Genomic DNA, 11662 nt, shown 5'->3' on the forward strand with positions numbered 1-11662 from the left:
TGCCCCCGAAGGGCAGGAGCGTGTTATCGCTAACGGTTGTGAAAAGGCTCGGATCGACCATGACTAAACTTTCCCCCAAGAGATTGAACATAGATCAAAAAAGAATCATTTCTGATCCCGATGGTAGCACAAAAGACCGGGATTTGAGATGAGCGGCCCCCGGTTCGCCGCGATCCGGAGAGGGCAGGCGGCGATCCGTCCGGGTTTTGCCGAACCGTTCCCTTGCAATTGCGATGTTGGGAGGACCGGGGGCGGATCGGGCGCCTCAGTTCTGGCCGACGGTGGTCAGTTCCTGTTCCAGCGCCTTTTCGACCGCGCCGCGCGGTTTGGTATAGCGGGCGAGCAGATCGTAAAGCACCGGTGTGGCCGCCAGCATCAGCAGCGCCGACAGGCCCAGCCCGGCGATGATGACGGTGCCGATGGCGTTGCGGCTTTCGGCGCCCGCGCCGGAAGCCAGGACAAGCGGCAGGGCGCCGAGGATGGTGGAGACGACCGTCATCGCGATGGGGCGCAGGCGCAGCACCGAGGTGGTGATGACCGCGTCGCGCACCGATTTTCCCTCGTCGCGGAGCTGATTGGCGAACTCCACGATCGGGATGCCGTTCTTGGCGACAAGACCTATCAACAGGATGATGCCGATCTGGCTGTAGACGTTGAAGGACAGCCCGCCCGCCGACATCGCGTAGATGGCACCGGCGACACCGACCGGCAGGGCCGCAGCAATAGAATGGGGGATGGTCAAAACCGGTCTCCTCAGCGGTGTGGTTCAGCAGACCCACTGTTGATAACTAAGACCCGATTATGGCCAAAAGCTGCGCGATTTGGAGGCTGCGCGCGTTGCTATAACCTATCAACAGCGCGGGTTCCCGACGTGCTACGGGCCGAAGTTTGTGGCAAAGGTGGTGCGGGAGTAGATCGTAGCGGTCGGCGCCAGGATTATTGGCAGCCGCCCTTGGCCCATTGCCGCAAGTTGACCTTCAATCCCCCACCATAAGGGTGTTGCTTGTTGATCGACCGGGACACTTCTGCGTCGGCATAGACCTGCGCCTGTTGGCACAGCGCCTCTTTCGTCCACTGATGACAATTCGAGCACTTCTGCTCTTTCCACAATTCGTCGGGTAGGCCCTCGATCGGCGGAAACTTAGGCGATCCGTTGATCAACTGGCTGATCGTCTGGTCTCGGACCACATCATTGCCCGCGATCAGCGGCGAAGTCATGGTAATGACTACAGCTTCGTCCGGCAGTTTGATTTCGTCCTTGTCCGGTGCGGCCTCAGCCACAGGAACTGGAGTGGGCGCAGGTTCGGGGGACGGGTCCGTCAACGGGCCCGAAGGCTTCAAGGCTGCCAGTCGCTCTCGAGCTTCCTCCAGGAAGACACCTTTGGGAAATGCATCAAGATAGGTCTGGAAAGCATCAGCTGTTCCCTCCCCCTTAACCGCCTCGAACAGCGCCCGTTCTTCGTCCGAGGCTGAGGTCTGGGCCGAGGGTTTGGCGACGGCCGCAATTTCCTCGGCCATTACCTGTTCCAGCAGTGAGTAGGCGTCGGGTACGTACTTGCTTTCAGGATAGGCCCTGACGAACAACATGATCTGCACCGGATCGCGCAATTGCTGAACCGTGTTCCAAAGCTGCAGGGCAGCACGGTCCTCGGCCGACAGAACCTTTTCGGCGACAAAGGTGAAATCGGTCAACAACGAAGAGGTGTCCCAAGGGGTCTGTTGACCGCGTGTGGCCGCCATCACGTCCTTGCGCATATTCTTGAACACCTGTTCGATTGCAAGACCCGGTTGCCCCATATGTTCTGCCAGCGCCATGGTGAACGGGCTGTTGGCGCCAAGTCCATCTAAGGCAACTCCGCCCGGCGCAGTGGCCAATGCAATAAAGGTTCCAGGGGGCGCCTTCATCTCCGCAAGACCGTTGTCTTTAAGGTCGGGCAATCCCTCGAATGGGTTGTTGCGGCAGGCATCCAGGATCACGATGTTCGCGCGATTGTGAGCCGAGGCCATTTGCAACAGGATCGACCGAGCCTCTACTGCCAGGAGATCCAAGTCGGCGGCATCCGTAAGGTCGATATAATGGAAAGACGATTTCCCTTTCTTGGTGCCGTCGCTGCGCTGTTCCTTCTGGCTGTTCCCGCCAAAGCGCAATCCATTGACCCGTTCGAGAACGGCTGGATACTCGACTCTCCGGCCTCGGCGTTGCGGTTCATGTCGGTCAAGAAGGCCTCAATTGCCGAGAATAGCGGTTTTGCAAACCTGTCCGGCGTGATCACGCCCGATGGCGAAGCCCGCGTCGTGGTCCAGATGGATTCCGTCGACACCAAAATCGATCTGCGGAACGTACGCATGCGGTTTCTGTTCTTCGAAACCTTCAAGTTCCCAGAGACGACCATCACCGCGCGTCTGCCGTCCGATCAGCTTATGGACTTGCACCAGGTTCGACACAAGTTCATAGAGTTACCGTTCACCCTGAACCTACATGGCATCACCATGGATCGTACGGCCGATGTGGCTGTTACGCTGATCAACAACGACCGCGTCGCCGTCGCCAACACCATCCCGATCGCGATCGGGTTGTCAGAGTTCGGCCTTGATGATGGGCGCGCCAAACTTCAAGAGGCGGCGAACGTCGATATCCTACCCTTCGGTTTCGTGAGCTTCGATTTCATCTTTGACTGCTCGACCCCCGGAACGCCACCAAAGCTCGAGAAAGTCGCCACGCCCTCCCCGGCGGCGGCGGCGCTTGAAACCAAGGGCGTGATGGACAACGAGGCCTGCAACGGCCGGATGGAGATCTTGTCTCGTACCGGGAGTATTTACTTCCGGTCAGGAAGTGCACGACTGGATGACGCGTCCTTGCCGCTACTGGAAAACCTTTTCGACATCGTGAACCGCTGTCCTCAGTTGCGGATCGAGATTGGCGGCCATACAGACAGCGATGGCTCGAACGCCAACAATCAGGCCCTCAGTGAGAAACGCGCAGAGGCGGTGCAGGCCTTTCTGACCGGCAAAGGTATCGCCTCTGATCGCCTGATCGCCGTCGGTTATGGCGAAGACCGTCCCGTTGTTCCCAATACCAGCGCGGCCAACAAGGAACGCAATCGACGCATCGAATTTGTACCACGTTAAAGACTTATTGAGCTTGAAGTAGGTCACGCTGCCACATGCACTGTTGTGTTTGAGCCTTCTCGGGATCCGGCTCTATTCCATGAAAAATTCTGAGGTGGAACTCTTCCCAGGTGGTATAGACGCTTTCAGCTTCATGGGAGATGTCGCACGCGTGACTCTCGAACTAGGCGCGCGTCAGTGTCCCTTTCCAGTCGATGCTCATTGACGCGCGCAGCTTTGGCGACCTGTTCCTTCAGCGGCTTGTGTCTTGGTTTGTAATCCGACCCGCGACACCCTGGGGACCATGTGGGGAGGGCTTTACTTATACCGCAGTGAACTTGCGAGGGTGAGGTACCTTTTGGAAGATCCTCAGGGATCGGTGTGGGAGGCAATATAGGATAGACGTGCGAGAATGACCCAATGGCATGTTCGAAGCCTTTAGATGACTTTCTGGTAAGGCTTGTCTTTCGACATTCGACGGACTTTTGGGCGGATCAGCCGAACATAGCGGGGCAGTTTGCCCTCTTTTCTTCCGTAATCCCTGACGTAGTAGCACAGATCCACTGTCGCAAGCTGATTGTCTCGCAGTCCCTTAAACAGAAAACGGGTTGTTTCGGTGTCAACCGCCTGAACAGCAAGGATAACAGCGGCTGATCCTGGCGCGGCGGTCTCAAGGCTTTCAAACGGTCTGCCCTTGCGTATCCAGTCTTCGGCGCTTTGCGGGGCGGTAAATGTCCAGCAGGCGAAGCCAACCGCCTTATTTTTGCGTCGTGCGAAAACATAGCGGTTCTGGTCGATCGCACCGAGCATCATCCCCGCCGACATGCCCATCGGCATATCACGAAACGGCGTCTCTCCGGCAAGCAGTCGTAGAGCAAGTCCCGCCGCTTCATTCGGATCCTTCAGACGCATCATCCCGAGTGTTTCTGGTTCTGTCATGTCCTCTGGAATCTCATGCAGCTTATCAAATACTATTGTTGCTTGGCGTTCACCCTAGGGTCGTGCCAAATGATTATCCGCCTCTGACACTCATACACCTTGCTGGCAAGGTTGGGCTAGAATGGTATCTTTGTCTAAGCATTTCTGCTATTTAGGCAATTGAAGGGCCTTTCAGCTTTCGACCAACCTATGATCGTCGCGCCGCAGGGTCTGCCAAGAGGGGGGGGGGGAGACGATGGCCAGGTTATTCCGGATGTCACTGGACGGACTGCAGCAAGTGCCTGGTGTGACGTCTACTGCGACGGGCTATGGATACGCTCTGTACGAGAATACAGGCTTCTCCGAAACGCTCTGGTATCGCATCTTTCTGTCCGGTCTGGATTACAGCTTGATCTTACCGGCATCGGGGCCGTTTCCAGCCGATATCAATGATGACGTCACCGGGATCCATTTTCATTCCGGGGCACGTGGCGCCAATGGAAATGTTGTATTCAACATCCTGAACGAGGACCCGGACGATCTGAACCTGTCAGAAAGCGGCGGAGTGCTGTTGATTGAGGGGCAATGGGAAGCGCTTGACCCCGCCTCCTTGCCGCTGGATTTCTTCTCTGTCCAATTGGGCAACGCAATAGTCGGAAACGACGCCGAACTCTATGTGAATGTCCACACCACCGGAAACCCGGCTGGTGAAATTCGCGGACAGTTCGTCACGCTTTCAGATGAAGAAGCAAACACGATCACCGGCACGCCGGAGCTTGACTACCTCTATGGTCTAGGCGGCGACGATACCTTGGAGGGTCTTGCGGGACCGGATCTGCTGGATGGAGGTGAAGGAAGCGACACTGCCAGCTATGCAAGCTCGGGTCAGGAGGTCAGCATCAATCTTGCGGATGGCACCGCCACGGGGGGCGACGCCCAAGGCGATGTGCTTGTCTCCATCGAGAACCTGATTGGCACTTCCCGGACTGACAGTTTGTTCGGTGACGATAATGGCAATGTCCTCGAAGGCGGCGACGGCGCCGATGATATCCAGGGTGGGGGCGGCTCCGATACGGCCAGCTATGCAAGCTCCGACGCAGGCGTGACGATCAATCTCGAGACCGAGGAGACGACGGGAGGGGATGCCACAGGCGATACTCTTGTCAGCATCGAGAACTTGACAGGTTCGGCCTTTGCCGACGATCTGACTGGTGACGACACCCCAAATCGTCTCGAGGGGCTCGACCAAAATGACACTCTGACCGGTTTGGGCGGCGCGGATACCTTGCTTGGGGGCGACGGTGTTGACACAGCCGACTACAGCGCTTCTCCCGATGCCATAAGCGTGGATCTTGAGGCCGGGAACGCGACGGGCGGTGACGCCGAGGGCGACAGCCTGAGCGGGATCGAAAACCTGCAAGGCTCGGGTTTTGCTGACAACCTGCGCGGAAACGCCGATGCAAACCTGATTAACGGGTTTGGGGGCGACGACACAATCGAAGGTGGCGGCGGTGCCGATACTTTGGATGGTGGCACTGGCACAAATACGGTTAGCTATGGCAGCTCTGCCGCTGGCGTAACCGTGAGTCTGCTGGACGACTTGGCCGCTGGCGGGGATGCTGCCGGGGACGAGCTGCGCAATTTCGTGAATATTGTAGGATCGCTCTTTGCCGACAATCTGACGGGCAATGCTCAGGACAACCGCTTGCGCGGCGACGAAGGTAACGACGTGCTAGACGGAGGTGAAGGCATCGATACCGCAGTCTTCTCGGGGCTGTTCGAAGATGCCGAGGTAACCTTTGAAGCCGAACATGTCGTCGTTACCTCTGCGGACGGGATCGACACGCTGAACGGGATCGAGCGGTTGCAGTTCGACGATCAGACCGTCTCGACTCTTGAATTAACCCCGGTTCCGACCGTGTCGATAACCGGAACCGCGACGCAGCGGGAAACACTGACCGCATTGCCGGCAAACACCAGCGCGATCGACGGATCTACCATTTCCTACCAATGGCTGCGCAACGGGACCGACGTCAGCGGAGCAACCGCTTCGACCTATGAACTGACACAGGAGGATGTCGGCCAGCCGGTCTCGGTCCGCATGTCGTACATCGACGCGGGCGGACCGCAGACCGTTTCAAGCACACCAACCGCTGCAGTGGTCAACGTCAATGACGAGCCGGTCGGGGATTTGATCTTCAGCGGAGACAACGTGGTCGGACAGACCCTCTTTGCCCTTACCGACGGGATTTCGGATGCCGACGGGCTGGGTGCGTTTTCTTTCCAGTGGCTACGTGACGGCGTTCCGATCGCGGGGGCCACGGAAGACAACTATACGCCGCGTCTGGCAGATTTCGGGAGAACCGTGTCAGCCACGGCGTCCTACACTGACGGCCATGGAACGCTGGAAACAGTTGAAAGTGAAAGGCTTCCGATTTTCTTCGGCGGGTCCGAAATCGTCGTCACCACAACCGCAGATGTAATTGATCCCGACGACGGTGAAACCAGCCTGCGCGAGGCCATTTTGCAGGCCAACGCCGATCCGGATCCGGACGTTATCCGGCTGGGCGCAGACACCTATTATCTTAACCTTACAGAGATATTTGGCCCGGGAGAGCTTTTAAGCCGTGACTATTTTGACGATATTCAGATCAGATTGGCCAGCGCCCTGACCGAAGAAAATGCACGCCTTGGTGATCTGGATATCCTGTCGGATGTTGCCATCGTGGGTGCTCAGGGCGGGACATCCGTTGTACGCACAACCATGGCCGAACGGGCGTTTCATGTACATGACGGCGCCGAAGTCAGTTTCTCGGGGTTTCGGCTGGACGGTGGGGTCACCACGGTGGCAAGCGGCGACAGAGGGGCCGCCGCCGATGGGGGCGGCCTACTGAACACCGGCGGAGACATTACGATCCATGACATGGAATTCACGCAGCTGCGCATGCACAACGCGACTCGCGGCGATGGACGGGGCGGCAATAAAAAACACTCGTATTATGCCGCGTACCAGTCGAAAGGTGGTGCCGTATTTAATGAATCAGGCACCATCGACATCAGCGACTCGTTGTTTCAGGACAATCTTGCCGGGCGCGGTGGGGCGATTTTTGCGGCGGGCGGCGATATCTCGGTCTTTGGCACGCGGTTCGAGGGAAATCAGGTTTACCAGTATGCTCTGTCGGACATAGAAGTGATCAAAGGCACCGTGACCCCGAATTATGTTGCGAGTAACAACACGGGCGTGGCCAAGGGCACCGCGATCTATTCGTCAGCAGACGCCCAAATCAACATTCATGCAACGCACGATGGTAGCCCGGCGGGGTCCGCCGAAACGGAGTTTTTTGGCAATTCGGTTGATCGGACTGTTTTACCGTCGGGCGCGAACGCGGGCGATGGCACGCTGATGACCGGAAACATCTACCTGGACCCGGATATCGACGTGACCAGCAAAGGCAACACGCCCGAAACTCTGGAGGGTGTGACACGCGATGCGCCGCTGACCCGCGACACGCTTGCCTCCTCACTCGTTGCGTCGGCCGTTGCGGCAGCCACCACTGGCGACGCCGTGCTGACCCGTCTGGCCGGGCTGGACCTGACAGCGACCGACCTGTTCGGGTCCGATTTCCTGCTGGCAGACAGCCCCTTTTTTTCCCGCTCTGCGACCGAGATTGTCCTGCAACTGGGTGGGGCGAGGTTGGTGATCGGCGGTACCGGGCTTGCCCTGCCAGACGACCTTTTTACACCGACCCGCGAAGACCTTCTTGCCGCCGCTCAGGGAACGGTCACGTCGCTGGCCCTGACTAACACGGACGGGTCCGAGGTTCTAGCAACCCTCACCGGGCTGGACCAGGGTCTGGGCGAACTGGTGGAAATCGCAACCGAGGTTTACGACCCCACGACGCCGCCAACGATCGAGGTCATTACCGGTGCGCCAGTTTCAACTGTCGAAAGCGAAACGCCTCTAGATCTTCCCGGCTCGGGGGTCAACCTGACCGGTACGCCTGGGCCAGATGTTCTGATCGGCATTGCGGGCGACGACACGATCCTCGGCCTAGACGGCAACGACCGCCTTATCGGTGACACCGGCAATGACAGTCTCGACGGCGGTCTCGGTGCCGATACGCTCAACGGCGGCGACGGTGATGACACGATCATCGGCGGACCAGGTGCGGACGACTTGCGCGACATCGTCTATGCCGGCGAAGGCAACGACTCGGTCGATGCGGGGGCAGGCAACGATCTAGTCTATGGTCAGGGCGGCAACGACACAATTGCCGGCGGCTTCGGAGTGGATGAAATCCAGGGCCAGGACGGTGACGACGTGATCACTGGCTCGGCCTTCTCCGACCTCGTCTTCGGTGGCGCCGGGAACGACTTCGTCAATGGCGGCTTCGGCCATGATCGGATCAATGGTGGCAGCGGCGCGGACAAGTTCTTCCATGTGGGTGTAGAAGGCCACGGCTCGGACTGGGTGCAGGACTATAGCGCCACCGAGGGAGACGTTCTGCTGTTCGGTAATGCGTCCGCAACCCGCGACCAGTTCCAGGTCAACTTCAACCACACCGCCAGCGCCGAGGGAGAGCGCGCCGGGGATGACGCGGTGCAAGAGGCCTTTGTGATCTACCGGCCCACCGGACAGATCATGTGGGCATTGGTGGATGGGCAAGGACAGTCCTCGATCAACCTGCAAATCGGCTCAGAGGTTTTCGACCTGTTAGTTTGAAAGATCCAAGTGGTGCCTCGCCTACATGCCAGTCGCTTGCGCGGTACCTTTTCTCGAAGGCGACTCTAAACTCGGGGCGTGAACCGACGGCGCTGCAAAATTTTTGGTTATGTTGAAGGCGCGTATGTGCGAGACCTCTGTTCCTCTCGAAGCCCTGGATGCAATTCGCCGTACATGCGGCTTCTGACGGTTTGGAACGGACGCAAATCGCGCTACATTTCTCAAGGGGTGCGCTTGGTCGTCAGAAATCAGCCGAGCCGCCAGTAGTCTGACGGGAAAAGGCAGATGATAACGAAACTGTTCAACCGCCGTACGTTGCTGGCCACTTTCGGTGCCGGCCTGACGACCGGAACCTCCGGTTTACTAGTACCCGCCACGGCGAAAGGTTTGGCTCCCACGACATCGATGCGGGGCGGGTCCAACAATTACCGTCCCGGCGCTCCAATCGTGGAGCGGATCGGAGGCGGCGGTTTCTGGATGTCGGGAACGGTGCGTCGCGCCGGCGACGGGATGCCACTCGCCGGACAGCGGATCCAGATCTGGGCACACACGACCGAGGGCCACGAGCGCGACTGGCATAGTCATGGCGCCACTCTGACGGATTCGAACGGCGTGTTCCGTTTGGAGATGCCGCAGATCGTACCGGCATTCGGACAACCTCATGGCCATCTCGCCTATGACAGCGGCGACTACGAGACGGTTTTCCTTCGCCCTGTCATGCGGAGCGCGAAGGACACCAGCCTGGAGGCGCATTTCGTACTTCAGCCGGTCTGAACTGGGGGGCAGACAAGCGGATGAGCCGCGCACGAAACAACATGATCTGGGCCGGGCTTGCCTTTGTTGTTGCCTTGCCGGTTGCATTGGCGGCAACCAGCCCACTTCTTGCCTGGCGCCAGCCGATCTACATTGCAGCCGGCTTTGCTGGTATTGCTGCGATGGCCTTGATGCTGGTTCAGCCACTTCTAGCTGCGGGGTATCTCCCAAGACTGTCGATGCAACGCGGTCGGCGCATCCACCGGTGGGTCGGTGGGATTCTTGTTGCGACTGTTGCCGTCCACGTGGTTGGGCTCTGGATCACCAGCCCACCAGACGTGGTTGACGCTCTGCTGTTCCGGTCGCCGACACCGTTTTCTGCGTGGGGCGTCATTGCGATGTGGGCGCTGATGGCCGTTGCACTGGTGGCAGTGCTCCGGCGGCCGTTGCGCTTGCGGCCGCGCATCTGGCGTATGTGTCATACATCGCTAGGCCTGCTGGTCGTGGTGTCGACAGTGATCCACGCCGTGCAGATCGAGGGAACAATGGAACCGCTGTCGAAGCTGATGCTATGCGCGCTGGTTCTGGCGGCGGCGCAAAAAGCCGTGGCAAGCCTTGGGGTCTGGTCGAAACGCTCATTACCCCGATGAGATTTCTTCCCGGCATCATCTGCCTTGACCTCGGGCGAAGCCGTTCACCTACCTGCTTGCAACGTCATCGGACGGGAGTTCCCCCGAAATCTCCAGGATCAGTTTCCGCCGGATAGACTCGGCCAGATCGGCTTCGTTGGTCGCGGTCACGACAAAGGCGCCAAGGCCGCCGATGATCTGCTCCTCATAAATGGCGCTGAGGTCCGGGTAGCGGGCCGGTGTGTCGCAGAACCTGCAAAGGATGGGCAACCCGTTGATCGTGATCCCGGCCGCGACCACCGCGTCGCGCGCAGACTGAATGGAGGGCCCGGAAAAGCTGTTGGGGCTGTCGCCCGAGAAATCGATGACCTTGCGCCATCCGTCGAACGCGTTTTGTTCGATCAGCCGCTTTCCATCGAGCAGGGCCGCACCGATTGCATTGCGGCCATAAGCCTGTCTCGGCGGTGCAATCAACGCGTCCGCAAATGCCTGTGCACTTTCGAGACCATCGATCCTGGTCCAATCGACAACAACCGCAGTGTTTGCCGCCCATTCAACGTAGGTCACGGCGATCGCGCCGTAAGCGGTGTTGCCGATAGCGGAAAGAACGCGTGGATCGGTCAACGCCTCGGCATATCCCTGCCTCTGAAACCGGATTTCTTCCTCTGAGATCGATCCGGAGGCGTCGGCCAGCAAAACCAGTTCAAGGTCGACGTCTTGTGCAGCGACCGGGACCGCGAAAAGGAAGGTCAACAGGTAGGAAAAGACACGCATTTTGGAAGGGTATCACAACTATGAACCCGAGCCACCAGTAACGGGCTTGTACGCAGCCTCAGCTTCCCGCCCTCCATATCTCCCGCGCAAACCAGCGAATTCGGCATAGATTCATCCATAAAGAGCCAAATGAGGGCGCTGGTGGACGGCGAGGGTCAGTCTTCGATCAATCTGCAGATTGGGTGGAACGTGTTCGACTTGTTGGCATGAGCGGCTTATACGGGGCCGCAACGACAGTCGCGAACTGGGGTTCTGGCTTTCCGCTGCCCAAAAGGGGGGCAGAAAAGTAATGCGTGATGTGCAAGCGTGAGTGTGAACTTAACGTGGTTTAAGCTTTCGATTGCGCGGTTTTTACGCGCCACAACCTGTTTCACAAGGCGAAGGCGGTCAGTAGAAACCGATCTCGCGCACGTCCAGAAGAGCCTCATGGTCACGACCATATGCAACAACTCCGACCGAGGTCAGGGTCGAAGCCGAGGGCGTTGCGCGCAACAAGCTGCCGGAAGCCCGGAAGGTAGGCAGCGGCAGGCGGACCTCTGTCCAGGTGGCGGGCGCCTCAAAGCCCGATTGGTAGAATTGCCAAGGCAGCAGGGTTCCAGTGGTTCGCAGGTGGACGAAGTAGCGTTCACCGTTGCCGCGCACGATAAGCCGGATGCCACCGATATCCGCTGGCACAGGGTCATCCAGTTGTCGACGGAACTGGATGAAGCCGCCCCGGTTTGCCGTGCTGACCGTCCCGGTGAGCCGCGCGAACGAA

9 protein-coding genes are annotated in these 11662 nt (G+C 58.8%); 4 read left to right on the top strand and 5 right to left on the bottom strand.

What is annotated here, in order from left to right:
* Window positions 1-265: 265 nt before the first annotated feature.
* Together OE747_RS24130 and OE747_RS24135 are read right to left on the bottom strand one after the other, a co-directional pair.
* Window positions 266-742: an efflux RND transporter permease subunit gene (locus tag OE747_RS24130; RefSeq protein ID WP_263830985.1), complete on the bottom strand. Its 477-nt coding sequence runs from the start codon at window positions 740-742 to the stop codon at window positions 266-268.
* Window positions 743-936: 194 nt separating this feature from the next.
* Complete coding sequence (locus tag OE747_RS24135; RefSeq protein WP_263830986.1) at window positions 937-1977, bottom strand: caspase family protein; 1041 nt, start codon at window positions 1975-1977, stop codon at window positions 937-939.
* A gap of 30 nt (window positions 1978-2007) precedes the next feature.
* Between OE747_RS24135 and OE747_RS24140 the strand changes: the two genes are divergently transcribed.
* Window positions 2008-3129: an OmpA family protein gene (locus tag OE747_RS24140; RefSeq protein ID WP_263830987.1), complete on the top strand. Its 1122-nt coding sequence runs from the start codon at window positions 2008-2010 to the stop codon at window positions 3127-3129.
* A 417-nt stretch (window positions 3130-3546) separates the two neighbouring features.
* Here the strand turns inward: OE747_RS24140 and OE747_RS24145 are convergent, their stop codons facing one another.
* Complete coding sequence (locus OE747_RS24145) at window positions 3547-4047, bottom strand: hypothetical protein (protein ID WP_263830988.1); 501 nt, start codon at window positions 4045-4047, stop codon at window positions 3547-3549.
* A gap of 253 nt (window positions 4048-4300) precedes the next feature.
* On the opposite strand from OE747_RS24145, the gene OE747_RS24150 reads away from it, so the two are divergent.
* From OE747_RS24150 to OE747_RS24160, 3 genes are all read left to right on the top strand, one after another.
* Window positions 4301-8749 carry a CHRD domain-containing protein gene (locus tag OE747_RS24150; RefSeq protein WP_263830989.1) on the top strand — a complete coding sequence of 1483 codons (4449 nt, stop codon included), beginning with the start codon at window positions 4301-4303 and terminating at the stop codon, window positions 8747-8749.
* A 285-nt stretch (window positions 8750-9034) separates the two neighbouring features.
* The gene (locus tag OE747_RS24155; RefSeq protein WP_263830990.1) at window positions 9035-9523 is read left to right on the top strand and encodes a peptidase associated/transthyretin-like domain-containing protein; all 489 of its coding nucleotides are present in this window, start codon (window positions 9035-9037) and stop codon (window positions 9521-9523) included.
* Window positions 9524-9543: 20 nt separating this feature from the next.
* The gene (locus tag OE747_RS24160; protein ID WP_263830991.1) at window positions 9544-10152 is read left to right on the top strand and encodes a ferric reductase-like transmembrane domain-containing protein; all 609 of its coding nucleotides are present in this window, start codon (window positions 9544-9546) and stop codon (window positions 10150-10152) included.
* Between the two features lie 48 nt (window positions 10153-10200).
* On the opposite strand, the gene OE747_RS24165 is transcribed toward OE747_RS24160, so the two are convergent.
* Both OE747_RS24165 and OE747_RS24170 read right to left on the bottom strand, forming a co-directional pair.
* Window positions 10201-10905 carry a DUF1194 domain-containing protein gene (locus tag OE747_RS24165; RefSeq protein ID WP_263830992.1) on the bottom strand — a complete coding sequence of 235 codons (705 nt, stop codon included), beginning with the start codon at window positions 10903-10905 and terminating at the stop codon, window positions 10201-10203.
* Between the two features lie 387 nt (window positions 10906-11292).
* Window positions 11293-11662: CIA30 family protein (locus OE747_RS24170; RefSeq protein WP_263830993.1), on the bottom strand; the 370-nt coding region annotated here is incomplete at its 5' end.

The sequence above is a fragment of the Ruegeria aquimaris genome (genome assembly GCF_025751555.1).
Taxonomy (GTDB): domain Bacteria; phylum Pseudomonadota; class Alphaproteobacteria; order Rhodobacterales; family Rhodobacteraceae; genus Ruegeria_B; species Ruegeria_B aquimaris.